Here is a 26,967-nt window from a genome sequence, read left to right as displayed (position 1 = left end):
ACTGACTACTACCTACTAACATGTCAGAAATTTCCATCGGCGGCCGTCTTATCGGCCCCGCCCACAAGCCTTTTATCATTGCCGAAATGTCGGGCAACCACAACCAGAGCCTTGACCGGGCGCTGGCGCTGGTAGATGCCGCCGCCGCCGCGGGCGTCGATGCCCTTAAGTTACAGACTTACACTGCTGATACCATCACGATGGACACCGGCTTTGCCATCGATGAGGAAGGCCGCTCGCTGTGGGAAGGCAAGAATCTGTACAAGCTCTACGAGGAAGCGCACACGCCCTGGGCCTGGCACGCCGAGATTTTTGCCCGCGCCCGGCAGCACGGCCTGCTGGCGTTCAGCTCGCCGTTTGACGAGACGGCGGTGGATTTCCTGGAGTCGCTGGACGTGCCGGCCTACAAAATTGCCTCTTTCGAAAACGCTCACTGGCCCCTGCTACGCAAAGTAGCCGCCACCGGCAAGCCGGTGATTGTGAGTACCGGGGCTGCCTCACTGGCCGAAATTGACGATGCCGTGCGGGTGCTGCGCGCCGCCGGCTGCCGCGAGCTGGTGCTGCTCAAATGCACCAGCACCTACCCCGCCTCGCCCGCCAACACCAACCTGCGCACCATCCCGGTGCTGGCCGAAACCTTCGGCTGCCCCATCGGCCTGAGCGACCACACGATGGGCGTGGGCGCCAGCGTAGCGGCCGTGGCCCTGGGCGCCTGCGTCATCGAAAAGCACTTCACCATGAGCCGCGCCGAGGGCGGCGTCGACTCCGCCTTTTCGCTGGAGCCGCAGGAGTTGGAAAGCCTGGTGGAAGAAACCGAGCGGGCCCACCAGGCCCTGGGCGGGGTGCAGCTCTGCATTCAGGCCAGCGAGGAAAAAAGCCGGCTGTATAAGCGTAGCATCTACGTTTCCAAGCCCATCGCCGCCGGCGAGGAGCTAACCACCGACAACCTGAAAATCATCCGCCCCGGCGACGGCCTCTGGCCCCGCTACTGGGACGTGGTGCTAGGCCGCCGCGCCACCCGCGACCTGCGCCCCGGCACCCCGCTAAGCTGGGACGCGCTGTAATGACGCAACTTATCCTGCGGCTGCGCAACATCCTGCAACTGCGTTTTACCGACGTTTTTGCGGGCATGACCCCGGCGGCGCTCAACACAATTTCCCCCGCCAACCCGCTCAAGCGCCTGGCCCGCGTGCTGGGCTACACCGGCCTGCGGCTGGTGGGCAACATGTTCCGCCCCATCAAAAACCCCGAAAACCTGCACGGCGCCGTGTGGCTCTACGTGGTGAGTGCCAACAACTACGAGGCCCTGCAATTTGTGCAGCAAACCCGGCCCGATGCGGTGCTGCTGGCCGGGCAGGCTAAGAACATCGGGCGCTACGGCAAGGTAGTCAACCGGCTTTCGTTGCGGCGCAAGCTGTTGTATTACTGGCAATATCCACTGGTGCTAACTGGTTTGCTGCTCTCCGAAGGCCGGCGGGCCTGGCGCTTTTTCGACCTCATCTACTACGCCATCGGCTACTATGAGGTGTACCGCCGGGCGCTACGGCACTACCGGCCCCGCGCCGTTATTTTCTCCAACGACCACAACGACGATACCCGCGCCCTGCTGCTGGCCTGCCGCGCCGAGGGCGTGCCCACGGCCTACGTGCAGCACGCCAGCGTGAGCAGCAGCTTCCCGCCCCTGGGCTTCGACCTCAGTTTGCTTGAAGGCCAGGACGCGCTGGACAAATACCGCCTCTGCGGCCCCGTGGCGGGCCGGGTGGAGCTGGTAGGCATGCCCAAAGCTGATACTTACCTTGCCCAACGCAATACTGCGCCCGCCGTGCGCCGCGTGGGCCTGGCCTGCAACATCCACGACCCGCTACCCGCCATAACCGCCACGCTGCTGTTTCTAAATCAGGAGTTTCCCGACCTAATTTTCACGCTGCGCCCCCACCCCAGCGACACCCGTGACTTCGGCCCGCTGCGGCAACAGCTGCCCACGTTACGCTGGTCCAATGCCCGCGAGGAAAACGTCTTCGACTTCCTGCACCAGCAGGATGCGCTGGTGGCCGCCGACACCTCCACCCACCTCGAAGCCACGCTGCTGAACGTGGCCAGCGTCTATTTCCGCTTCGCCGACAACCCACTTACCCGCGACTACTACGGCTACGTGGCCCACGGCCTCATTGACGCGGCCGCCGACCTGCCGGCCCTGGCCGCCTGGCTGCGCCACTACCAGCAGGCCAAGCCGCTGGACCTCTACCGCCGCGCCGCCTACTACAATGCCACCCTGGGCACGCCCGACGAGGGGCGCAGCCAAGCGCTAGCCGCCCGCCTGCTGGCCGGGTGGCTGGCCGTCCCGGCTTCGCGCTAAGGCGGCCTTACCTTTGCCGCTCATGGCGCAGGCTGCATCTTCTTTCACTTTGCCCCCGCTGGCGGCGGTGCCGGTTTCGCAAGCGGCACGACTAGCTTATGTGCTACAGCATTTTGCACTGGCACACGAAGGCTTGCCCGAGGACCTGCCCATCGGCTACGATACGGCCAGGGGCGGCGTGGTGCTTGATGACAACTCGGCCGGCTTTTTCGTGAAAACCGCGCCTTACCCAGCCGCTCCCAACTGGCGCGAATGGAGCGGGCAACAGGTGCCGTTTTTCTTCGACCCGCACCCTGAAAAGCCGCTACTGGAGCTGGCCCCCGGCACCGCCTGCATCAACGCCGATATCATCTCGGCCGCCTTTTACCTGCTCAGCGGCTGGCAGGAGTATTTTTCGGCCGAGCGCGACCGGCACGGGCGCTTTCCCTACGCGGCCAGCGTGCAGCGGCAGTACGGCTTTGTAGCCCTACCGGCAGTGAACTACTACTTTGACGTGCTACGGGTGGCGCTGGAGCACGTGCTGGGCCAGCCGCTACGGCCCCGGCGCTGGGGCGGGGCGCGGACGAAGTTTGCCGCCTTCGTCAGCCACGACATTGATACCATCCACGGCAGCTGGAAAGCTCCGGCCAAAGCCGCGCTCCGGCAACGGCAGCTGTTGACATTCGGGCGCTTACTCTGGCAACGCCTGCGCCAGCCCGATGCCTGGAATAACCTCGAAACCGTAGCCGCCGCTACGGCGCACTACGGGGCGCGCTCCACGTTTTTCATCCTGCCCGAGCACCGCCCGGGCCCCGACGGCACGCCGCAGGCCGATTATGAAATCTCGCCGCAGCTGCTGGCCCGGCTGGAGGCGCTGGAAGCCCAGGGCCACCCCTGGGAACTGCACGGCAGCCTCGGCACGGCCACCGAGCCGGAGAATCTAGCCCTTGATGATTACCGAATTAAGCACCATGCCCGCGGCATCCGGTTTCATTACTTGCGCTGGGAGCCCCGCCGGACGCCACAGCTGGTGGAAGGCATTTTTGAGTTCGATTCGACGCTGGGCTTCGCCGAGCATTTTGGCTTTCGCCACTCCTACTGCCATCCGTTCTACCCTTTTGATTTCGAGCAGGGCCGGGCCTGTCGCTTCCTCGAAATCCCGCTGAATGTGATGGATGCCACCCTGTACCATCCCAACTATCTGCAGTTGGCCGCCGCCGAAATCCTGCCGGCCCTTCAGCCGCTGTTCACCGAAATCGAAAAGTTCGGCGGCGTGGCAACTATCCTTTGGCACAACGACCATTTCGACCCGGCCAACGAAACCACCGGCCCCGCGCAGTTCCGCGAAATCATGCGCCACTTGCAGCAGCGCGGCGCGGCCTTCCTCACCGGCCGTCAGGTTACCGACCAGTTTTCCAACTGGCGACCGGTCTAAGCACTCACCATCTCACCATTTCACCACCTTGGGCCTCGTTCAACGCCAAAGCCTGCGCAATACGCTGATTTCCTACGTCGGGCTGATTATTGGCTTTGTCAATACGACCATTATTCTGCCCCGGCTGCTGTCGTCTAGCCAGTTGGGGCTTACCACAACGCTGGTAGCTATTGCCACGCTCGGGGCACAATTGGCGGCGTTCGGGCTGGCCAGCACCACCATCCGCTACTTTCCCTATTTCCGCAATCAGGGCCGGGCACACGCCGGCTTTCTGCCGCTGCTGCTGACGCTGCCGCTGCTGGGCTTTGGAGTAGTGGCGAGCGTTTTATGGCTAGGTAAACCGCTGATACTGCAGCTGTACCACCGCGACACGGCGCTGCTGGCGCCGCACTACGGCGTGGTGTTCGGGCTGGCGGGCGTCATGTTGCTATACGCACTGTTCGATGCGTTTTTGCGGGCCTTGTTCCGCTCGGCTTTTTCGTCCTTCCTGATGGAGGTGGTTATCCGCCTGCTCATTGTGGCGGCGGCGGCGGCCTATTGGCAGGGCTATCTGAATTTCAGCGGCTTCGTGCTGGCCTACGCCGGCAGCTACGCCGTGGTGGCGCTGCTGCTGCTGGTGTATGTAGCCGCCATCGGCGAGCTGAATCTGCGGCCCCAGCGCCATTCTCTGCGCATCAAACCATTGCGCGAGCTGGTGGGCTTCGGCGCTTTTGCCCTGCTCAGCAATATCTCAGGCACGGTGCTATTAACCATCGACAACCTGATGGTCGGGGCCAAGCTCAGCCTGGCGGCGGCCGGTGTCTACGCCATTGCCACCAACATCAGTACGGCCCTCACCCTACCCTTCCGCGCCCTCAACAAAACGGCCTTCCCCCTCATCGCCGAATACTGGAAAGACGGCGCGATGGACAAAATGGCTGATTTCTACCGCCGCAGCACCCGCGTGGGCACCATCGTGGGCTGCTACCTGGCCCTGGGCATTGGCCTGAATCTGGACTTCATCTACGGCCTCATCCACCGGCCCGAGTATGCCACGGCTACCACGGCCGTGCTGCTGCTCTTACTGGGCCGCCTCATCGATGGCATCACCGGCGTCAACGGCAGCATCGTTCTCACTTCGCCCCGCTACCGCTACGACTTGATTTTCAACCTCTCGCTCTCGGCCTCCATCGTGGGTTTGAACTGGTTGCTCATCCCGCGCTACGGCCTCACTGGGGCCGCGCTGGCCTACTGCGTGGCCATCAGTAGCATCAACCTCATTCGGACAGCCTTCGTGTGGTACGTCTACGGCCTGCAGCCCTTCGACCGGCGCATCGGCCTCATTCTGCTGGTGGCGGCGGTGGCGGGCGCGGTGGCCTGGGCGCTGCCCACCCTGCCCAATAGCTGGCTGACGCTGCTGCTGCGTGGGAGCACGCTCACCATCATTTTCGGCCTCGGCCTGCTGCTCACCCGCACCGCGCCGGAGCTGAATAACTTGATAACGCGGGTGCGCCAGCTAATAAAGCATTAATTTGCAAATGCATACTCCGTGACCCTACCTTAATTCATTCGCCAAATTAAACCACTTTTATTGCAGCCTATTTTTCGAATTTTAACTCCCCTGCTCCATGCCCGCACTGGACTTTACTAACCGAAAGCCGCAACTAGCGCTCAATGAGCTTCCTTCTAATGCTGGTCTGGCAGAATTATTTGCCGGAGCAGATAAAGTTGTCATTAAAGACGGCGGAGTTAGCGGCGAAAAAGCCATGTCTGACACTATTTTGCTGGTGCTTTCGAATGCAGATAAGGTCATTGATTTCCAGGCATTATTGCAGATTATCGAACCTACCACCAGCTTTTATTGCATGTGTTTGGGGACGTATGCTATTGAACTTTATGCTGGCACGCTTATTAGGGCAACCATTGGGTTTCACCACGAGGTTTCCATTCGTTATCACGGCTGGCATGGCGATGCCGAGCTTGCCAACAGCGATGAGCTTCTGGAGTTTCTCGCCCGTCAAGGATTCACGAAGCCGCTGGAAGACCAAACAGCAGCCAAGCGCAGAATGGAAGCCGACCAACTTGCCGAAAAACGGTGGCTACGCACCGCGCCTAAGTCAGTCAGCAAGTACTGGGAGCAAATCAAAATGATGGACTACAACAGCCTGCCCGCCCTTATCAATGAGCTTAACCAGGAAATCCCTGAACGAGAGCAGCGAATAATTACGCTACTTCAATTATTTGGACAAACGGACAATTTCTGGACCGCTTATCCCTCTTATGAAGAACTGCCCAACGTCATCCTGCAAACAGTTGAACTACCAGCAATTATTATAGCCTATATCCATTCTGACCGAAATTATAAAAGCCGGAAAGGGCTTGGTCGGTTTTTATGCTCGTTTGATGCTAAGCAACACAGGAAAAAGCATCTACCTCATATTACATCGGAAGTAATTAGTGATTTGGAAGAATGCTTTGAATGGCTAGGCGAAAAGCGTGGCATAAATGAGATTTTCAGCCTAAAAAACGCGAAGGCCAAGGCAGGCTAAGGTTTGCAGCGCTGCTGTTTCGTACCGCCATCCTAAACACTACTGCTTCTTCTTCCTGCCCCGCCGGGCTGGCGCTTCAGTTGGCAACTCAGCCTCCGGCAGCAGCCCCTGCGTCCGGAGCGCATCGCGCAGCCCGTGCAGCGTGCGAAACTCCTCGCGCAGCGCCTGCGCCAGCCGCAATACTGGCTCGGAGAGGCGCGGTGCCGCCCGGCGCACCGTCGCCAGCCAGCTCGCCAGCCGCTGATACAGAAAGCCTCCGCGCTGGACTCCGCCCCGGCCCATGAGGTAGGCGGGCAGGCGGGTTTCCAGCTCCAGCATCAGCGGCAGCGGGTTCAATTCGGCCATTCGGGCCAGCGCCAGGTCCATCTCGTCGGGGCGCGACACGGCCAGCCACTCCAGTTCCAGCACGAATTCGCGCAGCACCCCGGCATCTGAAGCTTGAAACAGCAGCTCGGCCGCGAAACCTACGCCGTAGCGCGTGGCGCGGGCCCGTGCCACGGCCACCTGCACCAGCCCCGCCAGCTCGGCGGCCGACAGCAGCGGGCGCAGGCGCTCCACATCGGCCAGACTATGATTGGCCAACGCGCGGTGGCGCAGGGCGGCCCGGTAGAGGCTGGGGGCTTGGGCAGGGCCGAAGGTGTCGAGGATGTAGCCCTCAAACCGGTCGGGCCAAGTGGCGAAGGCAGCTTCGGCGGTGCGCAGCAGGGCGGGCTGGTCGGCCTGATTGCGGTAGTAGTGCAGAAGCTGGTCGGCCACGGCGGCATCGGTGGGCAGCAGGGTTTCGGCGGCGGCCAGCCAGCGGCGGTCGTCGGCCTGGGTGCGGGCCAGCTGCAGGTTGAGGCGGGCGCGGGTGTCGGGCGTCAGCGGGGTTTTGGTCAGGGCTTTGTGCAGCAAGGGGGCGGCCGTGGCATCGGCGGCCAGGGCCAGCAGCAGGGGCAGCCAGCTTTCTTCCCAGGGCTGCCAGCGGCCGGGCGGGTCGGCGAGGTAGCTGCTCAGCCACTGCAGGGCAAGCTTCAGCTCGGCGGGCGGCAGCACGGTGCTGAGCAGCAGTTCGGGCCAGTGAGCGGCCTGCAGGTCGGCGTGCCAGCGCAGCAGCACCTCGGTGCCGTAGTCACCAAATGCGCCGCAGTCGTCGCTGGCCGGCGCTTCCACTTGAAAAATAGCCAGGCAGGCCATAGCCCAGTATTCCAGCGTCCGCGTGAGCTTGCCCGCCCTGGCCAGCGCCAGCAGCTCAGCGGCAAAGGGTTGCAGCTCGGCACTCACCTCGTCGAGGGCGGCCAGGGGCAGGTTTTCGCCTTCGCCGTAGTCCTCGTAATCCCGGTCGTAGCGCTCCCAAAACTCCTCGCCGAACTCCAGCGCCTCCAGCGTTTCGCGCAGCCGCTCGGTAAGGGTTGTCGGGTCGTCGGCCGCCGGGGCTTCGTCGGCCCCGGGCGCGGCCCCGAAGGCTAAAAACTGCTGGGCCAGGTCGGCATTTTTGGCTAGCGCCTGCTCCAGAAAACGCAGCTTCTCAGCCGTCGAATACCGCTCCCAGGCCTGTTGCAGCCGGGCGGCAGGCGCGGCGGCCGGCGCTGCCGGGGCCGGGACGGTGTGCGGGTAGCCATCCAGAATAGCCAGCCCCAGCGCCACGGCGTGCTTGCAAATGCCCTCAAACTCATACGGGCAGTCGCAGCTGAATTCTGCGTCGCCCTGCGCCAGCCAGGCCGCCACATTGTACGAGTACGTGCCCTTCACCCGCGCCAGAAACCGCGTCGGCCCCGCCTGCTGTAGCTTCTTCACGGCCCCGGCCTGGTACAGTTCCTGCCCCCGGTCAAATACCTTGTCGGTGGCCAAGTGGCGGAGGCGCTGGCGGGTGAGCATATTCTGTTGGATTGTATGTTTGTGAATGGCTTGCTATTGCTGGCGCAAGTAATATTCAAAGGTGAGCGGCGAATAGTGTAGAGACGCGACCCTTCGCGTCTTGTCGTCTGCGCCGAATGGCTGTTCTAATGATATCGTTCAACGACGAGACGCGAAGGGTCGCGTCTCTACACGCCACCGTCGATTTCCTAAACAGCTTGTGTTCAACCGTCCTTCCATGCGCAAAGTAATCTACTCCATCAATCTGACCATCGACGGCTGCTGCGACCACACCAAAGGCATCGCCGATGACGAGCTGCATCACTTTTATGCCAACCTGGTGCGGGAGGCGGGCGTGCTGGCGTATGGCCGCATCACTTACCAGCTGATGGTGCCCTACTGGACCGATATCGCCAACAATCCAGACGGCCAACCCTCCGCCGATGTCGCATTTGCCCAAGCCTTCGACGCCACCGAAAAAGTCGTTTTCTCGCAATCCCTAGCCGAGCTCACCGATAAGAACTCACGGCTGGTGCGCACCAAGCCCGAGGATGAAATCCGCCGCTTGAAACAGGAAGCGGGCGGCCCCATCCTGCTGGGCGGCGTAACCCTCCCCTCCTACCTGATACAGCGCGGGCTGGTCGATGAGTTGATTTTCGTCGTGCATCCCGTCCTGGCGGGCGACGGCCGGCGCTTGCTCGAAGGCAGCAGCCTGCAGGAGCAATTGACGCTGGTTGATTCACGGGTTTTTCAATCGGGCTGCGTGGTGCTGCACTACCGGAAATAGGGAGGTAGGCAGTTTGTAACTGTACCACAATCCCTTAAAACAAGGAATTCTAACTGGTGAAACGGTTGGCGCTTCAGAAATCTGCTGGCACATACATCTTACAGACACATGAGTATTTAGTGCTTGTGGCTACCTTGTGGAGGTTATACAGCCATTGGTCATCAGATAACATCTATCAACGATTCTTGCACCTGTGTATTTCTACAAGTTGGCAGCAGCACTATGACAGCATCCTATTCAATCATTCTACTAATTTTATTTTCTGTATTGTTCAGCAGTTGTGAACAATCCAATAACAAATCACTTTAGCAAATGGCTAAGAAAAACTACTTTGACAGCAGCAAAAAAGTATTTGTCAAATTATACAAAAAGCGAGGTTCTACTTATTCCTACTGGGAAGTTTGGAATACAGATAACAAAAATGCAACAACCCATTGGGGGAAGCTGGGTAAGCTGGGTAAACAAGAAGGTGTTAGTGCTGCATCTTACCCAGAGTTCAAATCTAAAATCAACTCTTTGATTGCCGACAAGGAGAATGAATGCTATGCTGAAATCCCCGAAGAAAAACAGTTCACAGTTGTTGTGACATTTAAGCTGAAAACGTGGGGGACAACGGCAGACCTTGATAGAAGAGAACAGATAAGGAGCATTTTGACAGAACATCTAGGATGGACTGGCAATGGTCGTTGTGACGATGGTGACATTGGCAGCGGAGAAATGGCGCTCTATGCTGACGTTATCGACCCATACTTAGCAATAAAAACAATCTCGAAAGAATTCACAACCAAAAAAGTAACCGAAGAACATTCTTTCACTATTATGCAAGGTGACACAATCATAGAAAGAATAAACCAGTAAGCACAAATAGCTAATTGTTTTCTTAAAAAGCAGTAAAAACGCCAGAACGACTTCGTTCTGGCGTTTTCACTCCAACACCTCACGCCCCCACTAACACCGGCTCCTGCCGCTCCGACAGCGTCGGCGTAGGCCCATCCTGCCGCATTTCGCGGTAGCAGAAGGCAAAGGTTACATGGGAGTAGCCGGTAGCAGGAAGGCTGGTCAGGTTAGGCCTAGTGGGCTGCTTGCAACGGCCCCGTCGTCGCGTTTTCGGGGTGGCCGTAACGCGTGTGCTCGCTGCGATAAAACCGCTCGAAAACCAGCGGGAAGATAAACAGCGTCAGCACGGTACCAGTAATCAGCCCGCCGATAACCACGATGGCCAGCGGCTTGGAGGTTTCCGAGCCAATGCCGGTACTCAGGGCGGCGGGCATCAGGCCAATAGTGGCCATGAGGGCCGTCATCACCACCGGGCGCACGCGGCTCACCACGCCGTCGTGGATGCTGTGGTCGAGGCTGTACTTTTTGACCAGGTTTTGCTTGAAGACGGAGATGAGAATCACCCCGTTCTGAATGCAGATGCCGAACAGCGCGATGAAGCCGATACCCGCCGAAATACTGAAGTTAGTGTGCGTGAGGAGCAGCGCCGCAATGCCGCCGATGATGGCGAAAGGCACGTTGAGCAGCACCAGCCCGGCATCCTTGAGGTTGCCAAACAACACGAAGAGGATGAAGAAGATAAGCCCAAGCGAAACCGGCACTACCTGGGCCAGACGCTGGGTGGCGCGGCGCTGGTTTTCGAAGTCGCCGGTCCACTTCATCTCGTAGCCTTTGTTGAGCTTCACCACTTTATTCACCTTCTGCTGGGCCTCGGCGATGGTCGAGCCCATGTCGCGGCCCCGGATACTGAACTTCACGGCGGCGAAGCGGCGGTTGTCGTCGCGGTAGATGAGGCTGGGGCCGGTCACTTCGCGAATATCAGCTATCTGACTCAGGGCAATGGTCTTGCCATTTTGCATGGGCACCTGCAACAGCGCAATCTGGGCCGAGGTCTGGCGGAACTGGGGCTCGAAGCGCAGGCGGATGGGGAATTTGCGCTCGCCCTCGTAGAGTTGGGTGGCTTGCTTGCCGCCCACGGCCATTTCGAGCACGGCGTTGGCATCGGCCTTGTCCACGCCGTAGCTGGCCATGCGGCGCTCGTCGAGGTCGACGTGCAGCTCGGGCTGACCGATATTGCGCAGGACGCCCAGGTCATCAACACCTTGCACATTTTTCAACACCTCGTACACCTCACGGGCTTTGCCTTCGATGGTGGGCAGGTCGGCCCCGTAAATCTTGACGGCGATGGAGCCTTTCACGCCCGAGGCGGCTTCCTCCACGTTGTCGGTGATGGGCTGCGAGAAGTTGAAATCGACGCCCGTAAAGCGGTCCAGCTTGCCCTTCATACGCTCGATGAGCTCCTCGCGGTAAGCCTTGGATTTCATTTTCTTCTGCACCTCCGGCGTGTGCTTGATTTGCACCAGAAACTCGTTGTTGTAGAATCCTGTAGGGTCGGTGCCGTCGTTGGGGCGGCCAGTCTGGCTCACCACATCGCTCACCTCGGGGAAACTCAGAAACACCCGCCGCATCTCGTTGCAAAGGTCGTTGGAGGCTTTCAGATTGATGCTCAGCGGTAGTTGGGCCCGCACGTAAATAGAGCCTTCGTTCAGCTCCGGCAAAAACTCGGAGCCCAGGAAATTGAAGCTGAACAGACCAACAGCCGTCACGGCAAAGGCAATGATGAGACTGGCAGTTTTGCGGCCGTAGGTGAAGCGAAAGAATTTTTCGGCACCCTTATTCACACCGCGCACGAAGAAGTTATCCTTCTCCACCACGTTCTTATTCAGCAGCATGCTCACCAGCACCGGCACCAGCGTGAGCGTGAACACCAGCGCTCCGAGCAGGGCAAAGCCCAGCGTCCAGGCTAGCGGCGAGAAGACTTTGCCTTCCACTTTCTCGAAGGAGAAAATCGGCAGCAACGCGGTGATAATAATGGCCTTGGCGAAGAATATGGACTTACCCATGTCGCGCCCGGTTTTCTTAATCAGGCTGCGCTTGGCCAGCTTGTTGAAGCGGTCCATACCCAGCTCGTGCGCCCGGTGGTCGAGCGCCACGAAAAGTCCTTCCACCATCACCACCGCCCCGTCGATGATGATACCGAAATCGATGGCGCCCATACTCAGTAGGTTGGCACTCATGCCTTTCAGCCGCAGGCAGATGAAGGCGAAGAGCAGCGCCAGCGGGATAATCACCGACACGATGACCGTGGTGCGCCAGTCGGCCATGAACAGGAACACGATGACCGTGACGAGCACCACGCCTTCCAGCAGGTTGTGAATCACCGTTTCCGTGGAGAAATCGATGAGCTGCTGACGGTCGTAGAAGGTCTTGATTTTGACGTCCGAAGGCAGAATCTTCGAGTTCAGCTCCTCGACTTTGTCGTGCAGGCGGTTGATGACTTCGGTGGGGTTTTCACCCTTGCGCATCACCACGATGCCTTCCAGCTTGTCGTCTTCGAGGCCGCGGCCTACCTGGCCCAGCCGCGAGAGGGCGCTTTCGGTCACGTTGGCAACGTCGCGCACCACAATGGGCACGCCATTCACGTTCTTAATGACCGTGTTGTTGATGTCGCCGATATTGTTTAGCAACCCGATGCCGCGCACCACGAAGTTCTGCTGGCCTTGGTTTATCACGTCGCCGCCCACGTTGATGTTCGAGCGCTGCACGGCGTTATACAGGTCGAGCGGCGTGAGGCCAAAGTCCTGGAGTTTACCGGGATTTACCGAAATCTCGTAGTCCTTCACCTCGCCGCCGAAGCTGTTCACGTCGGCCACGCCGGGCACGGCTTTCAGGTTGCGCTCCACCACCCAGTCCTGCAGGGTTTTGAGTTCGCGGGCAGATTTTTCCTTGCTTTCCAGCGTATAGCGAAAAATTTCGCCGGTGGGGCCGTAGGGTGGCTGCACCTCGGGCTCGGCGCCCTCGGGCAAATCGACCTCGCGCAGCTGATTATACACTTGCGGGCGGGCAAAAGCGTCGTCCACGCCGTCATCAAAAATCACCTTCACCACCGACAGCCCGAAGAGCGTGGTGCTGCGCACCGAAGCCTTCTTTTGCACCGGGTTCAGGGCAATTTCGATGGGCACCGATACGAATTTCTCCATCTCCTCGGCCGAGCGGCCGGGCCACTGCGTGATGATGGTGATTTCGGTGTTCGTTACATCGGGGAAGGCCTCGATGGGCGTATTGCTGTAGCTTACCACGCCCATCACAATCACCAGCAGGGTGAGAAGGAATACGAAGCCCCGGTTTTTCAGCGAAAAGGCAATGATGCCCTGGATGAACTTGTTCACTGCTTTAGAATTATGAGTTATAAGTTATGAATTATGAGTTGGGCAAAGCGCGGCCAGAACGGCCCGCATTAGGGTCGCTTGGGGGCTGAATCAGGAGTAATGAGCACCAGTCAAATCGGACAACTCACAACTCATAATTCATAACTCATAATTAAAAGGGCTAATCGTTTAGCTCGTCATACACCAGCAGTTGTTCCTTGGCAATGATGATGTCATTCGGCTTCAGTCCTTCACTCACGTAGCTCACGTCGCCCACGGTTTTGAGGATGGTCACGGGGCGGGTTTCCACGTGCTGCCGGTCCTTGTACACCATCACGAAATTGCGGTCCTTGTCGAATACCACTGACTTGGCCGGAATAGCCATAGCCTGCTGGTTTTCGGTGTTTTGAATGCGCACCTGGGCGTACATTTCGGGCTTGAGCAGGTAGCCGGGATTGTCGAGGCGCACCCGTACTTTCATCACCTTGCTCTCCGGGTCGAGCACGTTGAACACCTTGTCGACCTTGCCGCGGAAATGCTTGTCGGGATAGGCCAGCGTAGTTACGTCGGCATCGTAGCCTACCTGCACCTTCGAGATGTCCGATTCGAAGACGTTGGCCAGCACCCACACCTGGTCCAGGTTAGCGATAGTGAAGAAGTTATCGACATTGTTGTCGTTATACTGCATGCTTTCCGTCACGTTCTTCTCCGTGATGAAGCCCGAAATTGGCGCTTTAATAGTGTAGCGGCCATCCTGCGTCACGTTGTAGATACCCAGCTGCTTGCGGCTGCGGTTCACGTTTCCGGCGGCGCGGCGGGCTTCCTCACGGGCCAGCACCACGTCGCGCTCCGAGGCCAGTCCCGCCTGAAACTGGTCCTCGGCCACGGCGAGGTTCTTTTTGGCAATAGCCAAATCAGTACCGGCCGAGCTACTCTGGTTTTGAATATCAGCGATTTCCCCCGAGCGCACCACCGCCAGCAGCTGGCCTTTGGTAACGTGGTCGCCGAGTTCCACTTTGAGGTCTTCTACCACGCCGCCCACCAGCGGAAACACCTTGGCCGTCTGGTCGCCATTGCTCACCACCTGACCCGAGAAGGTCAGCTCGCTGAGCACCGGCTGCAGGCGCACGGTGTCCAGCTCAATTTGCTGCATCATCGTGTCTGACAGCTCGAAAGCAGCCTTTTTTTCTTCGGTTTCTTCGGCGGGAGCCGGCTTCTGGCAGGCGGTCAGGGCCAGGGCGGCGAGCAGGGAAAGGGAGATGCGGTTCATATCAGGTTTCTGGTTTCTAGTTTCTGGTTGTTGGTTTCTGCTGTAAGCTCCGATTCCTTTAGACTGTCAACCAGCAACCAGAAACCAGAGACCAGAAAGTCTATTCGGCCCGGAACACCGTTTTGCCGACGGCGAAATTGATTTGCTCGAACGCCCTCATTCGGCTGGCTCGCAGCGCGTTTAGCTGCACCACTTCGTTTTTGTAAGCTTCGTAAAAGTCTAGGTACTCCACCACGCTGATGACGCGCTTGGCGTAGCTTTTCTCGATGCCTTCCATGAGGCGGGCGAAGGGCGTGGTGTTGCGGTCGGTGTTTTGGTAGAGGGCATCGGCGCGGACGGCCACGTCGTAGGCCTGGCGCACCTCGGCCTGCACCCGTAGGCGCTGTTCGTCGGCCTGGGCCTGGGCCCCGGCAATCTGCGCCTTGGCAGCCCGGATGTTGCCCTGGTTGCGGTTGAAAATCGGCACGGCCATGCCCAGCGTCAAGGCGCTGTAATTGTTGATGTAGGAGCCGGCGCGGTCGTAGGTGTAGCCCACGGCCAGGTCGGGCGTAGCCAGCTTGCGCTGCAGGGTCAGGTTCAGGTTTTGCTGCTCTACGGTGGCTTGGCGGGCGCGCAGGTCGGCGCGCACGGTCACGGCCGTATCGGCCAGCGTGGCTTCGGGGTAAGTCGCCAGGCTCAAGGTCTTCAGGCGGGCAGGGTCAAGCAGCGGGCGGTAGCGCGTATCGGCGGGGTCGCGCAGCAGCACGTGCAGGTCGGCCTGCTCGCTGCCCACGTCGGCCAGAATAGCCTGCCGCTCCGTTTGCAGGTCAAACAAAAAGGCTTTCAGGCGAATAACCTCTTTCAAAGCCACGTTACCACGCTCGTACTGCGTCTGGTACAGTCCCACGGTGCGGCTCAGCGAGTCAATTTCAGCGTTGTAAATCCGCAGCGTCTGCTGCTTGAAATACAGGTCGTAGAACGAAGTGCGCAGCTCGTAGCGCAGGTTGCGCAGCAAATCCTGCAAGTTGAACTGCTCTACTACGGCGTTTTGCTCGGCCACGCGGCCGGCCGCCTTGCGCCGCCCAGCCAACGACACCAGTTGCTGAAAATTGGCGGCTACCTGCGTGCCGGCCGTGCCGGTGGGCACCTCCCGCCGCATCACCTTCCGCCCAATCAGGTCCTGCTCCAGATACACCGTTGGATTGTCGACCAGCCGCGCCTGCAAGGCCTGTGCCTGGGCCACCGACACGTTGTATTGCTGGGCAATAAGGGACAGGTTATTCTGCGTGAAGCGCTGCTCCGCCTCGGGCAAGGTGAGGCGCAAGGTATCGGTAGCAGCAGTAGCCAGCAGGTTCTGGGCCCGGCTGGTAAGGGAAGCGGCCAGCAGGCCGGCGGTAAGCAAGAGGTAGCGGAGCATGGAAAAGGGGGCGTCTGCAAGAACTGATGCAAAAGTCCCCTCCCCGAATTAGGCCCGAATTAGAGGCGCATTAGAGGCGGATTAGAATGCCGTTTTTTTCGAAAAAACCGCAAAAAAAGTCGTTGCCGTTGCTCCCACGCGTTAGAAACGCGAGGGAGCAACGGCAACTAGTGCTCTTTAAACCACACCTCCGCCACCGTGCCGCGCCCCAGCTCCGAGCGTAGCTCCAGCCGCCCACCGTGCAGCTCCAGAATGCGCTTGGCCAGCGGCAGGCCCACTCCGTGCCCCACCACTCCGCGCACGTGGGCCGAGCGGAAAAATGGCTGGAATACGTTCGCCAAATCGGCCCTGGCAATGCCTAAACCCTGGTCTACCACCCGCACGCGGCAGCTACCAACGGGCCCGTCACAACGCAGTTCCAGCCGCACCGGCTGGTCGGCTGAGTATTTCAACGCATTGTCAACCAGGTTGCCCAGCGCCCGGCCCAGCAACGCCCGGTGTCCCTTGATTTCCAGCGTAGCCGGGTCGTCGGGCAATGCGCCCAAATCAACCTGCACCCGGCTGCGTAAGGCCGGCGGCACGGCCTCCCGCACCTCTACCAGCAGCTCATCCAGGCGCACATCTTCCGTCAGGGCACTCCCACCATCGGCCTGGGCCATATCCAGCAGACTGTTGATGAGCACTTTCAACTGTTGCAATTCACCGAGTACCGAAGCGACACCCTCCCGGTAAGCCTCCGGACTGCGCTCCCGCGTCAGCAGCACCTGCAGCTCGCCGATGCTCGACGTGAGGGGCGTGCGCAGCTCGTGCGAGGCATTGCTGACGAAGGTACGCTGGCCTTCGAAGCTGGTTTCCAGTCGTTCCAGCAGGCGGTTGAAAGTACGCGCCAGCCGCAGCAAATCGTCTTGCTCGCTCACCGGCAGTTGGGTTTCATCCACCCGCAGGTGCAAATCCTGAGCGGTAATACGGTCCACCTGGTCGTTCATCGCCGCGATGGGGGCCAGCGCCCGCCCCGCAAACAGCCGCCCCACCCAGTAAATCACCACCAGACTGCCCACAAAAATCACCGCCATTATGGTAATCAGGTAATTCAGCCGTTTCTGGCCCGACGAATTCTCTGCCGCCGCCACAATAATGAAGTCGCCCTGATTATCATGGTAAAACAGTCCAACGGCCTTGCGTTTCCCTAATTCAAAGAAAATCTCCTTGTTCAGAATAATGCGCGCCAGTACGGCATCCGGCAGCTGCACCCGCTCATCCTCCGCCACAAACCGCACTTCCCCATTGGCATCATACACCTGCAAAATCTCGCTGTTCAGTGATTGCAGGTACTTTTTCTCGAAATCCCGAAAGGCGCTGGCCCGCATCTCGTCCTTTTCTAGGTAGATGTAGCCCGTAATCTGCGCCCGTTCCCGCAGCCGCTGCCGAAACTCCCGCAAGGTGTAGCGCGCCTGAAACACGAACACGACCGTGAGCGTAGTAGCCAGCAGCACCGCCACCACGCCCACAAACAGCCAGGTCAGTCGATTACGGATGGTCATTTTTTAATGGTTAATGATTATTTGTTAGTGATTAATTGGAAGGGCGTCGTCAACCGTTAACCATTAACCACTAAAAGACTATTCTTCACGCAGCACATACCCCATCCCTACCACGGTATGAATCAATTTCTTGCCAAATCCTTTATCGACCTTATTGCGCAAATAATTCACGTACACGTCAATCACGTTCGAGCCCGCGTCGAAAGCCTCTTCCCAGGTGTGTTCCGCAATTTCTCCCCGGCTCAGCACCCGGCCCTGGTGCCGAATAAGCAACTCTAACAAGTTGAATTCGCGGGCCGTGAGTTTGATAGCCTGCCCGGCCCGAGTCACCGTTTTGGCGGCAGTGTCCACCGTCAGGTCGGCCAGGTTGAGTTGATTTCCTTTCGCCTCTCCCCTATTCCGACGGCGCGTAAGGGCGCGCACCCGGGCCAGTAGTTCCACGAAATCAAAGGGTTTTACCAGGTAGTCATCAGCGCCGCCGTCGAAACCCAGCAGCTTATCCTGCGTGGTGCCCAGCGCCGTGAGCATCAGAATGGGCATTTCCTGGTCCTGCGCGCGCACGGCTTTCAGCACCTCCAGGCCGCTCAGGCCGGGCAGAATTACATCCAGAATGAGCAGGTCGAACGCGTGGCCCAGCGCCAGGCGTACGCCGAAAGGTCCATCATAGGCGACCTCCACCTCGAAGCCTTCTTCCTCCAGTCCGCGCCGGATGAAAGCGGAAACTTTCGGCTCGTCTTCAACTACTAAAATACGGGTTGCCATAACTTAGTCGTCTTCGTAATCCAGGCCCAGGCAGCTGTTCAGCGCCTGTAGCAGTTCGCTGGCCGCGTGTTGCTGCCCGGCTTTCTTGGCTACCATGATGCCTTTGCGGTACACCGGTTCGGCTTCCTCCTTCTTGCCAAAACCTTCCAGTAGCTTGCCGGCGTGGTAGTAAGTTCCCACGTAGTCAGGATGCTCCGCCAGTAGCTTTTCGTAGTACTCCCAGGCGCGCAACGGCTCCGTGGCGCGGTATTCGGTAGCGATGGCGTAGATGGTGAAGGGGTCGGTAGGGTCGTCTTCGTAGAAGGCTAGCAGCTGTTGCAGGCGGGAGGGAGTATCGGACATGGGACGGGGAGTTTTCTCTATCTTTGGGACAAAATTGCGGCTTTTCCACTCCCCCGCAATTCCATAGCTCCGGGCCTTGTGCCGTCCGGGGGCTAGGAATTGTTATGCAAGCCGACTACTTTTGCCTCTCTTTGCCCACCAACTCCCTCTTTAGATGAAATTTTTGGTCTGCATCAGCAACGTGCCCGACACGACCACCAAAATCACCTTCACGCCCGACAACAAGGAATTTAACAAAGCCGGCGTGCAGTTTGTGATTAACCCCTGGGACGAATACGCTCTCACCCGTGCCATCGAGCTGAAGGAAGCCGCTGGCAGCGGTACCGTCACGGTACTCAATGTGGGTGAGGCCGATACCGAGCCCAACATCCGCAAGGCCCTGGCCATCGGTGCCGATGACGCCATCCGCGTCAACGCCCACCCGCAGGATGCCTACTTCGTGGCCGAGCAAATTGCCGCCATCGCCAAGGAAGGCGCCTACGACGTCATCCTGATGGGCAAGGAAAGCATTGATTACAACGGTTTCCAGGTGCACGGCATGGTGGGCGAGATGCTCGGCATCCCGACGGTAGCCCCGGCCATGAAGCTGGATATGAGCGGCAACACCGCCACGCTGGAGCGCGAAATCGAGGGCGGCAAGGAAATCGTGAGCGTGAACACGCCCTTCGTGGCCAGCTGCCAGCAGCCCATGTGCGAGCCCCGCATCCCCAACATGCGCGGCATCATGACGGCCCGCACCAAGCCCCTAAAAGTGGTAGCCGCCGTCGGCGAGCCTGCCCGCACGCAGGTGTCGGAGTTTGCGCTGCCGCCCAAGAAGCAGGGTGTGAAGCTCATCGATGCCGCTAATGCTGGCGAGCTGATTAAGCTCCTCCGCAACGAAGCGAAGGTTATTTAATTCATTCGTCTGTCATGCTGACGAAGGAAGCATCTTATCACGGCTGCTTTCGTTGGCACTTTCAAACCCTGACGGCGCACGCGTGATAAGGTCCTTCGCTGCGCTCAGGATGACAAAAAAACACATTCCATGTCTGTTCTTGTAGTTGTTGAATGCGACAAAGGCGAAGTGAAAAAATCTTCGCTCGAAGTAGCCACTTACGGCGCCAAAGTCGCCGCCCAGCTGGGCACCACCGCCACGGCTATTGCCGTGGGCGAAGCCACCGAGGCTAACCTCGCCAAGCTCGGCGAGCAGGGCATCGCGAAAGTGCTCTACGACGCCGAGCCGCGTCTGAAAGACTTCGTTAACAATGCCTACACCAAGCTCATCGCCACGGCGGCCGAGCAGGAAGGCGCCAAAGTCATCGTGCTGGCCAACTCCAACATCGGCGCGGCCGTGGGCTCGCGCCTGTCGGTGCGCCTGAAAGCCAGCCTGGCGACCAACGTGGTGGACCTGCCCAAAACCGACGGCGGCAGCTTCACTGTGAAGCGCGGCGCCTTTTCGGGCAAAGCTTTCGCCGACGTAACCCTGAGCGGCGACCGCAAAATCATTGCCGTGAAGAAAAACTCGCTTGAGGCCCAGCACGAAGCCGGCAAGACGGCCGAAGTAAGCAGCTTCTCGGCCCAGCTGTCGGATGCTGACTTCGCCGATGCGCCCAAGCAGGTAGTGATGCAGGACCAGGCTGGCGGCGTGCTGCTGCCCGAAGCCGAGCGTGTCGTGAGCGGCGGCCGCGGCATGAAAGGCCCCGAAAACTGGCACCTCATCGAAGACCTGGCCAAGGCCCTGGGTGCGGCCACGGCCTGCTCGAAGCCGGTGTCGGACGTCGACTGGCGCCCTCACCACGAGCACGTTGGCCAAACCGGTATCACCGTGTCGCCGAATCTGTACATTGCCTGCGGCATCTCGGGCGCCATCCAGCATTTGGCGGGCGTTAATAGCTCGAAGGTCATCGTGGTTATCAACAAAGACCCCGAAGCTCCGTTCTTCAAAGCAGCCGATTATGGCATTGTGGGCGACGTGTTCGAGGTGCTGCCCAAGCTGACGGCGGCGGTGAAAGAACTCGGCTAGGTCGCGAAAATTCCTTGAGAACGTCATGCTGACGAAGGAAGCATCTCGCCTGCGTAACTAATCCTTGCGATTGAGGTTACTGCGGCGGGTCAGATGCTTCGCTGCGTTCGGCATGACGTTCTTTTTTTGTACCTGACCGAGCGTTCTTTTTTTCATTTTAGCTCGCTTCCGGCGCCGCTTCCGCGGCAAGTTCTGGCCATTTTGCCTTTATTTGTCGTAAGAAACGCTCTTCTATTCCTGTCCCCGGCGCCAGTGGCGCCAAAGACCTTCCAATCCCTTGAAAAAAATACAGCTTGAAATTCTGGGCCTCTCGTCCAGCCAGTCGCAGTCGGGGTCGTTTGCCCTGATTCTGGGCGAGAAAAACGGTAGCCGCCGGCTGCCGATTATTATTGGCATGTTTGAGGCTCAGAGCATTGCCATCCAGATTGAGAAAATCAGCCCCAACCGGCCCCTCACCCACGACCTATTCAAGGCCTTTGCCGAGCACGTGCACGTGGTGATTCTGGAGGTGATTATTTCGGACCTCAAGGAGGGCGTATTCTACTCGCGCATCGTGTGTTCGGACGGCGCTACCACCTTCGAGATTGACGCCCGGCCCTCCGATGCCATTGCCATCGGCCTGCGTTTTGGGGTGCCCATTTTCACCGTCGAAAGCGTACTTAGTGAAGCCGGCATCATCCTGACCGACCTTGATGAGGGCGAAGAAGGCGCCGAAAGCGACGAGGAAGAAGATGAGGACGATGAGGATGATGATGACCTGCCGCCCGCCCGCAGCAGCCGTCAGCCTGCCGAGCCGCGCGAGCCCAGCGGCCAGGTGTCCTTCGAAGAACTATCCAAAATGCTGGCCCAGGCGCTGGAAAAGGAGGACTACGAAAAGGCCGCTAAAATCCGCGATGAGCTTAACAAGCGCGGCCCGCAATCCTAGACCGCAGATTTAACGAATTTTAGCGAATTAAACGGGTTTTTGTGGGTCCGCTTGTTCTTAAACATTGCAAACGCCACCCTTCCCGGGGTGGCGTTTTTGCTTTCTTTGCACCCATGACTACTTCTGTTTCCGACGAACTGCTGCGCTACCCGGTGGGGCAGGCGCAATTGCCCGAGGGGCCACTCTCGGCGGCCGGGCGCACGGCCCTTATCCAGGAATTGGCAGAGCTGCCGGCGCAGCTCACGGCGATGGCCCGCGCCGTGGGCGGCGAGCGGCTGCAATTCCCCTACCGCCCCGGCGGCTGGACGGGGCGGCAGGTTATTCACCACGTCGCCGATTCGCACCTGAATTCTTACGTTCGCTACCGCCTGGCGCTGACGGAGGACAACCCGACGATTAAGCCCTACGATGAGCAAGGATGGGCCGAACTGCCCGACGTAGCGGCCACGCCTATCACGGTGTCGTTGAGCATGATTGAGGCGATGCACTCGCGCTGGGTGACGCTATTGCACCACCTCACGGATGAGCAGTGGCAACGCACTTTTTACCACCCTGGCTACGACCGCACTTACACCCTCGACCAGGCGCTGGCGCTGTATGCCTGGCACGGGCGGCACCATTTAGGGCATTTGAAACTATTGATGGCCTAGAGAACGTGTACCCAGACCTTCGCTTCGGGGTACACGTTTTATATACCGCCGCCTTCGTAGCTTTCCTGGAAAGCGGCCAGGCCGCCTTCGTTTTCTTCGTCCACGCGCTTGGCGGCGCGCACCAGGCTGCTGCTGAAGATGAATTCCTGCAGCTCGGGCACCTGGGCGGTAAGGATTTCGTCCTTCGTGCCATCCCAGAGCTTCATGCCTTTGTGCAGGAAGATGATGTGCTCGCCGATTTCCACTACCGAGTTCATATCGTGGGTGATAATGACGGTAGTGATGTTGTATTCGTGGGTGATTTCGTGAATCAGCTCGTCGATTTTGATGCTCGTGGCGGGGTCGAGGCCGGAGTTGGGCTCGTCGCAGAAGAGGTAAGTGCAATTGGGGGCAATGGCGCGGGCGATGCCGACGCGCTTCTTCATGCCGCCGGAAATTTCGGAGGGCATTTTGTTGCCCGCGCTTTCCAAGCCCACGCGCTTGAGGCAGAACTCGACGCGGTCGCGGCGCTCGGCGGGCGTCATTTCGGGCGTCAGCATCTGGAGGGGGAATTCCACGTTCTGGGCCACAGTCATGGAATCGAACAGGGCCGAGCCCTGGAAGAGCATCCCGATTTTGCGCCGGATTTCCTGGCGGATGTCGATTTTATTGTTCGTGTACACCGTGCCATCGAAGGTGATGGAGCCGATGTCGGGCTTCATCAAACCCACGATGCACTGCAGGAGCACGCTTTTGCCGGTGCCGGAGCCGCCGAGCACGAGGTTGCACTTGCCGGTTTCGAAGGTGCAGGTGACGCCCTTCAGCACGGGGTTGCCATCGAAGGCCTTCTGGACGTTGGAAACTTCAATCATGGGAACAATGAGTGAATGAGTGAATGGGCGAATAGGCGAATGGTTGAGGCGTTGTGCTCATTCATCCATTCAGCCATTCGCCCTTTCACCCATTGAATTACAGCAGAACGGCCGCCAATACGTAGTCGGCCAGCAGGATGGCGATGATGGAATTGGTAACGGCGGTGGTGCTGGCCGCCCCTACTTCGAGGGCGCCGCCGCGGGTGTAGAAGCCTTTGTAGGCCGAGATGCCGGAAATCAGGAAGGCGAAAACCACCGATTTGATGAGGGCGAAAACGATGTTGTAGGGAATGAAGGCGTCGCGGATACCTTCGACATATTCTTCGCCCGTCATGGCGCCGGAGAGGGTGCCGGCCAGGTAGCCGCCGATAATGCCCAGGCCCATGGCCATGATAACGAGCAACGGGAAGGTGATGATGGCCGCCAACATGCGCGGCAGCACTAGGTACGAAGCCGAGTTGATACCCATTACCTCCAGCGCATCAATCTGTTCGGTGATGCGCATGGTGCCCAGGCCGCCGGCGATGCTACTGCCCACTTTGCCCGCCAGCACGATGCAGGTGATGGTGGGCGCCAGCTCCAGAATGGTCATTTCACGCACCATATAGCCAATGGTAGACTTAGGAATGAGCGGATTGGTGAAGTTATAGGCAATCTGAACGCAGGTAACCGCCCCAATGAAGGCTGATACAATGCTGACAATGACCACCGAATCGACCCCGATGAGAATGGCTTCGTCGATGGTGCGGTTCCAGAGAGTAGCGAACCGCTCTTTGCGCACGAGCATGTTGCGCAAAAACAGCACGAACGAACCTAATATTTTAAGCATGAAAAAGAAGCAAGAAGGGTAAACCACAGCCCGGAACTGGCGGTTGCAAGCAACTGCCGGCCGGGTTATTGGTCAGCTTACGTAAAATCAACTGTTGATAGTGGAAGCACCGCAAAAATTAGTCGTCGTCACGGGCGGCAGCAAAGGTATTGGGTTAGCCGTAGTCCGGCGCTTTCTGGCGGCGGGCTACGCTGTGGCTATCTGCGCCCGCTCGGCTCAGGATTTAACAGAGGTGACGCAGCAGGCGGGAAAAGATTTTCCCAGCGCGCCGCTCCATGTTCTACCGGCCGACTTGAGCCAGGCCGCCGACTGTGCCCGCTTCACCGATTTCGTGCTCAACCTTGGGCTGCCGGTAGAAGTTTTGGTGAACAACGCCGGGGCCTTCCTGCCCGGCCGCCTGCAGGACGAGCCCACCGATGGCTCGCAACTGCGCCAGATGCTGGCCGTCAACCTGCTCAGCGCCTATGACGTGACGCTGGCGCTGTTGCCGGGGTTTATCGAGCGGCGGCGGGGTCACATTTTCACCATCTGCTCCACAGCCAGCATCATGGCTTATCCTAATGGCGGCTCCTACGGCATTGCTAAACACGCGCTCTACGGCTTCACCCGCAACCTCCGTGAGGAGTTGAAGGAACAAGGCGTGCGCGTGACGGCGGTGCTGCCCGGCGCGACGCTCACCGCCAGTTGGGCGGGTGTCGATTTGCCAGCCGAGCGGTTCGTTCGGGCGGAGGATGTAGCCGAAGCAGTTTTTTCGGCCCATCAGCTTTCGCCGCAGGCAGTACTGGAGGAATTACTGATTAGGCCGCAGCTGGGTGATTTATAGGAAACTCAGCTATTCTGGTTGGGCCGAGCCGAAGCCCTTAATCTGCAAGTCCTTGGTTGCCGGATTGCCGGAGTAGTATACTGTTCCAGTGCCCTCCACACTGCCCCCCACAATGTCCTGTGCCCGCACATGCGCATCGCCGTTGCTGTCGCGGGTAGTTTTGAAATAATTCCGACGCGTTTGCAGGTCGTGGGCAAAGAGGCGGCCATTGCCACCCAGCACCCAGGTAAATTCCTCCATCGTACCCCGCAGCGTTATGTCACCCAGCTCAAACATATCCATGTTCAGGTAGTTGCCTTGCAATTCCAGGTTTATGTCGCCAGCACCCAGCAGGTGCAAAAACAGCGTGTCCTGCCGGAAAACCCCTACTGAGCTGATATTACCGTACCCATTCAGGCGCACATCGCGCAGCTGGGGCACATGCAGGGTCACTTCCCGGGGCACGTCGTAGCTGCGAGCCCAGTTGCATTTGCTGGTATTGGCAATTTCGAGGCCATTGCCTTTTATGGTAAACGTGATGTCGGCCAGTAGATTCTCGCCCGACCGCACCTCGGCGTAGGTTTCGGTATCCTGCACGATTTTCAAGTCAACGTTGTCGTAGGTCGTAACCAGCAAGATATCAGTGGGTATTTCACGGCGCTCCGTCACAATGTCGCCGGTGCGCATAAGGCAATCAGTGCCGTGACCGGGGCCGCAGGTAGTAAGTAAAAAGCACAGCCCGGCCCCAAGTATTCCCGCAAACCATCCGCTGCCGCTAACTTGCGTCCGGAAATTCGTATTACCCATTTTCCTCATTCTTTTTCCAAAGATAAGATGGAGTTATCAGGCAAAGTCGCCATTGTAACCGGCGTCAGCTCCGGCATCGGCCGGGCCGTGGCCGAAGCGCTGCTGGCCAAGGGTATGGCTGTGGCCGGCTGGGGGCGTCACGCTCCCGAGGGCCTTACGCACGAGCGTTTCCAGTTTTTTACCTGCGATGTACGCGACGAACACAGCGTCATTGAGGCTTTTACGAACACCCAGCGCGAGCTAGGTCCGGAAATCCAGGTGCTGGTCAATAACGCGGGCATTGGCAAATTCGGCGCCGTAGCCAACTTCAAATCAGAAGATTGGCACGACCTATTCGATACCAATGTGCATGGCCTGTTTTATTGCACCCGCGTTGCTTTGCCGCAAATGCAACAGCAAAAAGGAGGGCACATCGTGAACGTGGCTTCGCTGGCGGGCACGGCTGGCTCGGCCCACATGGCCGGCTACTGCGCCACCAAATACGCCGTGCGCGGCTTTTCCGACGCGCTGTTTAAGGAAGTGCGGCCGCAGGGCATCCGCGTTACCTGCGTGATGCCGGGTTCGGTCGAAACGAACTTTAATGGCGCGGAGCCCGGTTCGGAGCCCAACCCGCACAAGATGCAACCGGAGGATATTGCGGCGGCCATTGTGCACGCGCTGGCAGCGCCGCAGGCCACGATGATTTCGGAAATCCAATTGCGGCCGACTAACCCCAAGTAACTTCTTATTTTTTATCTGTGGTTGAAGTCAATCAATTAATAAAGACCTACGGCGCTCAAAATGCCGTCGATGATATCAGCTTCACCGCTGAAAAAGGTGAGATTGTAGGCTTTCTGGGCCCGAATGGCGCGGGCAAAAGCACAACCATGAAAATCGCCACCGGCTACCTCCCCCCTACGGCGGGCACAGTGCATGTGGCGGGCCACGACGTGGCCACCGACAGCCTGGCTGTGCGTCAGCGCGTGGGTTACCTGCCCGAGCACAACCCGCTCTACCTCGACATGTACGTGCACGAGTATCTGGAATTTATCGGCTCGGTGCACGGCCTGAAAGGCAGCAGCCTGCGCAACCGCGTAGCCGAGCTGGTGCGCCGCGTGGGCCTGAGCCGTGAGCAGAACAAGCTAATTGGCGCCCTCAGCAAAGGCTACCGTCAGCGCGTGGGCCTGGCCCAGGCCCTGATTCACAACCCCGATGTGCTCATTCTGGACGAGCCCACCACTGGCCTCGACCCGAACCAGATTCTGGAAATCCGCCAGCTCATCCGTGAGGTGAGTGAGGATAAGACCGTTATTTTCAGCACCCATATTCTCCCTGAAGTCACGGCGCTGTGCTCCCGGGTCATCATCATCAGCCGCGGCAAGCTGGTGGCCGATGCCCCGGTAGCCGAGCTGGCCGCGCGCGCCGCCGGCGAAACCGTGGTGCGCGCCGAGTTTGAGGGCACGGTGGACATAGAGGCACTGCAGCAGTTGCCGGGCGTGCATAGCGTAACAGCGGAGGCCGGTGCTTACGTGCTCCGCAGCTCCGCCGGGCGCGACCTGCGCCCCGCCATCTCGCGGCTGGCGGCCGAGCGCGGCTGGCTGCTGCTGGGGCTGCGCCAGGAGCAGCAAAGCCTGGAGGAAGTGTTTGGAGAATTAACCCGCTAACTGTCAAGCTGACGAAGGAAG

General features: G+C 59.1%; 24 protein-coding genes. 14 read left to right on the top strand and 10 right to left on the bottom strand.

All coding sequences use genetic code 11. The annotated features are described in order from the left end of the window. The first annotated feature begins 20 nt into the window (after positions 1 to 20). The 5 genes from pseI to Q5H93_RS16935 all read left to right on the top strand — a co-directional run bounded on the left by pseI (position 21) and on the right by Q5H93_RS16935 (position 6,298). Positions 21 to 1,064, top strand: coding sequence for a pseudaminic acid synthase (pseI, locus tag Q5H93_RS16955; protein WP_305007807.1), 1,044 nt, complete (start codon positions 21 to 23; stop codon positions 1,062 to 1,064). Further along, entirely contained in the window at positions 1,064 to 2,356 is a 1,293-nt protein-coding gene (locus Q5H93_RS16950) for a glycosyltransferase family protein (protein ID WP_305007806.1), read from the top strand. The genes pseI and Q5H93_RS16950 overlap by 1 nt, the downstream gene beginning before the upstream one ends. 100 nt (positions 2,357 to 2,456) lie before the next feature. Then, positions 2,457 to 3,770: a DUF7033 domain-containing protein gene (locus Q5H93_RS16945; RefSeq protein WP_305007805.1), complete on the top strand. Its 1,314-nt coding sequence runs from the start codon at positions 2,457 to 2,459 to the stop codon at positions 3,768 to 3,770. Between the two features lie 28 nt (positions 3,771 to 3,798). Next, positions 3,799 to 5,280, top strand: coding sequence for a lipopolysaccharide biosynthesis protein (locus Q5H93_RS16940; RefSeq protein ID WP_305007804.1), 1,482 nt, complete (start codon positions 3,799 to 3,801; stop codon positions 5,278 to 5,280). 97 nt (positions 5,281 to 5,377) lie between these two features. Beyond that, a complete protein-coding gene (locus tag Q5H93_RS16935) occupies positions 5,378 to 6,298 on the top strand; it encodes a hypothetical protein (RefSeq protein WP_305007802.1) in 921 nt (306 codons plus the stop codon). A gap of 39 nt (positions 6,299 to 6,337) precedes the next feature. Here Q5H93_RS16935 and Q5H93_RS16930 read toward each other — a convergent pair whose 3' ends face one another. Next, positions 6,338 to 8,155: an SWIM zinc finger family protein gene (locus tag Q5H93_RS16930; protein ID WP_305007800.1), complete on the bottom strand. Its 1,818-nt coding sequence runs from the start codon at positions 8,153 to 8,155 to the stop codon at positions 6,338 to 6,340. Positions 8,156 to 8,372: 217 nt separating this feature from the next. Here Q5H93_RS16930 and Q5H93_RS16925 point away from each other — a divergent pair, with 217 nt between their 5' ends. Together Q5H93_RS16925 and Q5H93_RS16920 are read left to right on the top strand one after the other, a co-directional pair. After that, positions 8,373 to 8,921, top strand: coding sequence for a dihydrofolate reductase family protein (locus tag Q5H93_RS16925; protein WP_305007799.1), 549 nt, complete (start codon positions 8,373 to 8,375; stop codon positions 8,919 to 8,921). 312 nt (positions 8,922 to 9,233) lie between these two features. Next, the gene (locus Q5H93_RS16920; RefSeq protein ID WP_305007798.1) at positions 9,234 to 9,779 is read left to right on the top strand and encodes a hypothetical protein; all 546 of its coding nucleotides are present in this window, start codon (positions 9,234 to 9,236) and stop codon (positions 9,777 to 9,779) included. A gap of 212 nt (positions 9,780 to 9,991) precedes the next feature. Here Q5H93_RS16920 and Q5H93_RS16915 read toward each other — a convergent pair whose 3' ends face one another. The 6 genes from Q5H93_RS16915 to Q5H93_RS16890 form a co-directional block, all read right to left on the bottom strand. Next, complete coding sequence (locus tag Q5H93_RS16915; RefSeq protein WP_305007797.1) at positions 9,992 to 13,147, bottom strand: efflux RND transporter permease subunit; 3,156 nt, start codon at positions 13,145 to 13,147, stop codon at positions 9,992 to 9,994. 160 nt (positions 13,148 to 13,307) lie between these two features. Further along, a complete protein-coding gene (locus Q5H93_RS16910; RefSeq protein WP_305007796.1) occupies positions 13,308 to 14,396 on the bottom strand; it encodes an efflux RND transporter periplasmic adaptor subunit in 1,089 nt (362 codons plus the stop codon). 100 nt (positions 14,397 to 14,496) lie between these two features. Next, a complete protein-coding gene (locus tag Q5H93_RS16905) occupies positions 14,497 to 15,792 on the bottom strand; it encodes a TolC family protein (protein WP_305007795.1) in 1,296 nt (431 codons plus the stop codon). A gap of 167 nt (positions 15,793 to 15,959) precedes the next feature. Next, a complete protein-coding gene (locus tag Q5H93_RS16900) occupies positions 15,960 to 17,333 on the bottom strand; it encodes a sensor histidine kinase (protein WP_305007794.1) in 1,374 nt (457 codons plus the stop codon). 78 nt (positions 17,334 to 17,411) lie between these two features. Further along, complete coding sequence (locus Q5H93_RS16895; RefSeq protein WP_305007793.1) at positions 17,412 to 18,095, bottom strand: response regulator transcription factor; 684 nt, start codon at positions 18,093 to 18,095, stop codon at positions 17,412 to 17,414. Between the two features lie 3 nt (positions 18,096 to 18,098). After that, positions 18,099 to 18,437 (bottom strand): tetratricopeptide repeat protein, encoded by a 339-nt coding sequence (locus tag Q5H93_RS16890; RefSeq protein WP_305007791.1) that lies wholly within the window; start codon positions 18,435 to 18,437, stop codon positions 18,099 to 18,101. A 154-nt stretch (positions 18,438 to 18,591) separates the two neighbouring features. Here Q5H93_RS16890 and Q5H93_RS16885 point away from each other — a divergent pair, with 154 nt between their 5' ends. The 4 genes from Q5H93_RS16885 to Q5H93_RS16870 all read left to right on the top strand — a co-directional run bounded on the left by Q5H93_RS16885 (position 18,592) and on the right by Q5H93_RS16870 (position 22,014). Next, positions 18,592 to 19,332 (top strand): electron transfer flavoprotein subunit beta/FixA family protein, encoded by a 741-nt coding sequence (locus tag Q5H93_RS16885; protein ID WP_305007790.1) that lies wholly within the window; start codon positions 18,592 to 18,594, stop codon positions 19,330 to 19,332. A gap of 129 nt (positions 19,333 to 19,461) precedes the next feature. Next, positions 19,462 to 20,439, top strand: coding sequence for an electron transfer flavoprotein subunit alpha/FixB family protein (locus Q5H93_RS16880; RefSeq protein WP_305007788.1), 978 nt, complete (start codon positions 19,462 to 19,464; stop codon positions 20,437 to 20,439). A 277-nt stretch (positions 20,440 to 20,716) separates the two neighbouring features. After that, complete coding sequence (locus Q5H93_RS16875; protein WP_305007787.1) at positions 20,717 to 21,364, top strand: bifunctional nuclease family protein; 648 nt, start codon at positions 20,717 to 20,719, stop codon at positions 21,362 to 21,364. Between the two features lie 113 nt (positions 21,365 to 21,477). After that, positions 21,478 to 22,014 carry a YfiT family bacillithiol transferase gene (locus Q5H93_RS16870; protein WP_305007786.1) on the top strand — a complete coding sequence of 179 codons (537 nt, stop codon included), beginning with the start codon at positions 21,478 to 21,480 and terminating at the stop codon, positions 22,012 to 22,014. Positions 22,015 to 22,052: 38 nt separating this feature from the next. Here the strand turns inward: Q5H93_RS16870 and Q5H93_RS16865 are convergent, their stop codons facing one another. Both Q5H93_RS16865 and Q5H93_RS16860 read right to left on the bottom strand, forming a co-directional pair. Further along, on the bottom strand, positions 22,053 to 22,865 hold the full coding sequence (locus Q5H93_RS16865; RefSeq protein WP_305007785.1) for an ABC transporter ATP-binding protein: 813 nt from the start codon (positions 22,863 to 22,865) through the stop codon (positions 22,053 to 22,055). A gap of 97 nt (positions 22,866 to 22,962) precedes the next feature. Beyond that, entirely contained in the window at positions 22,963 to 23,694 is a 732-nt protein-coding gene (locus Q5H93_RS16860) for an MlaE family ABC transporter permease (protein WP_305007784.1), read from the bottom strand. A 100-nt stretch (positions 23,695 to 23,794) separates the two neighbouring features. On the opposite strand from Q5H93_RS16860, the gene Q5H93_RS16855 reads away from it, so the two are divergent. After that, positions 23,795 to 24,517, top strand: coding sequence for an SDR family oxidoreductase (locus Q5H93_RS16855; RefSeq protein ID WP_305007783.1), 723 nt, complete (start codon positions 23,795 to 23,797; stop codon positions 24,515 to 24,517). A 9-nt stretch (positions 24,518 to 24,526) separates the two neighbouring features. Here the strand turns inward: Q5H93_RS16855 and Q5H93_RS16850 are convergent, their stop codons facing one another. Then, complete coding sequence (locus Q5H93_RS16850; protein ID WP_305007782.1) at positions 24,527 to 25,183, bottom strand: GIN domain-containing protein; 657 nt, start codon at positions 25,181 to 25,183, stop codon at positions 24,527 to 24,529. Positions 25,184 to 25,330: 147 nt separating this feature from the next. Here Q5H93_RS16850 and Q5H93_RS16845 point away from each other — a divergent pair, with 147 nt between their 5' ends. Both Q5H93_RS16845 and gldA read left to right on the top strand, forming a co-directional pair. Then, positions 25,331 to 26,023, top strand: coding sequence for an SDR family oxidoreductase (locus Q5H93_RS16845; protein WP_305007781.1), 693 nt, complete (start codon positions 25,331 to 25,333; stop codon positions 26,021 to 26,023). Positions 26,024 to 26,040: 17 nt separating this feature from the next. Beyond that, complete coding sequence (gene gldA / locus Q5H93_RS16840; RefSeq protein ID WP_305007780.1) at positions 26,041 to 26,946, top strand: gliding motility-associated ABC transporter ATP-binding subunit GldA; 906 nt, start codon at positions 26,041 to 26,043, stop codon at positions 26,944 to 26,946. Positions 26,947 to 26,967 lie beyond the last annotated feature (21 nt).

The sequence above is a fragment of the Hymenobacter aranciens genome, assembly GCF_030580865.1.
GTDB lineage: Bacteria > Bacteroidota > Bacteroidia > Cytophagales > Hymenobacteraceae > Hymenobacter > Hymenobacter aranciens.
This window is presented reverse-complemented; position numbering and strand designations above follow the sequence as displayed.

Bases quoted from the DNA above. Each gene is read 5' to 3' on its own strand.
- Q5H93_RS16870 (WP_305007786.1), top strand. From the start codon at position 21,478: ATGACTACTTCTGTTTCCGACGAACTGCTGCGCTACCCGGTGGGGCAG.
- Q5H93_RS16850 (WP_305007782.1), bottom strand. From the start codon at position 25,183: ATGCGCACCGGCGACATTGTGACGGAGCGCCGTGAAATACCCACTGAT.
- Q5H93_RS16890 (WP_305007791.1), bottom strand. From the start codon at position 18,437: ATGTCCGATACTCCCTCCCGCCTGCAACAGCTGCTAGCCTTCTACGAA.
- Q5H93_RS16925 (WP_305007799.1), top strand. From the start codon at position 8,373: ATGCGCAAAGTAATCTACTCCATCAATCTGACCATCGACGGCTGCTGC.
- Q5H93_RS16895 (WP_305007793.1), bottom strand. From the start codon at position 18,095: ATGGCAACCCGTATTTTAGTAGTTGAAGACGAGCCGAAAGTTTCCGCT.
- Q5H93_RS16860 (WP_305007784.1), bottom strand. From the start codon at position 23,694: ATGCTTAAAATATTAGGTTCGTTCGTGCTGTTTTTGCGCAACATGCTC.
- pseI (WP_305007807.1), top strand. From the start codon at position 21: ATGTCAGAAATTTCCATCGGCGGCCGTCTTATCGGCCCCGCCCACAAG.
- Q5H93_RS16930 (WP_305007800.1), bottom strand. From the start codon at position 8,155: ATGCTCACCCGCCAGCGCCTCCGCCACTTGGCCACCGACAAGGTATTT.
- Q5H93_RS16905 (WP_305007795.1), bottom strand. From the start codon at position 15,792: ATGCTCCGCTACCTCTTGCTTACCGCCGGCCTGCTGGCCGCTTCCCTT.
- Q5H93_RS16950 (WP_305007806.1), top strand. From the start codon at position 1,064: ATGACGCAACTTATCCTGCGGCTGCGCAACATCCTGCAACTGCGTTTT.
- Q5H93_RS16935 (WP_305007802.1), top strand. From the start codon at position 5,378: ATGCCCGCACTGGACTTTACTAACCGAAAGCCGCAACTAGCGCTCAAT.
- Q5H93_RS16900 (WP_305007794.1), bottom strand. From the start codon at position 17,333: ATGACCATCCGTAATCGACTGACCTGGCTGTTTGTGGGCGTGGTGGCG.
- Q5H93_RS16910 (WP_305007796.1), bottom strand. From the start codon at position 14,396: ATGAACCGCATCTCCCTTTCCCTGCTCGCCGCCCTGGCCCTGACCGCC.
- Q5H93_RS16885 (WP_305007790.1), top strand. From the start codon at position 18,592: ATGAAATTTTTGGTCTGCATCAGCAACGTGCCCGACACGACCACCAAA.
- Q5H93_RS16920 (WP_305007798.1), top strand. From the start codon at position 9,234: ATGGCTAAGAAAAACTACTTTGACAGCAGCAAAAAAGTATTTGTCAAA.
- Q5H93_RS16865 (WP_305007785.1), bottom strand. From the start codon at position 22,865: ATGATTGAAGTTTCCAACGTCCAGAAGGCCTTCGATGGCAACCCCGTG.
- Q5H93_RS16880 (WP_305007788.1), top strand. From the start codon at position 19,462: ATGTCTGTTCTTGTAGTTGTTGAATGCGACAAAGGCGAAGTGAAAAAA.
- Q5H93_RS16845 (WP_305007781.1), top strand. From the start codon at position 25,331: ATGGAGTTATCAGGCAAAGTCGCCATTGTAACCGGCGTCAGCTCCGGC.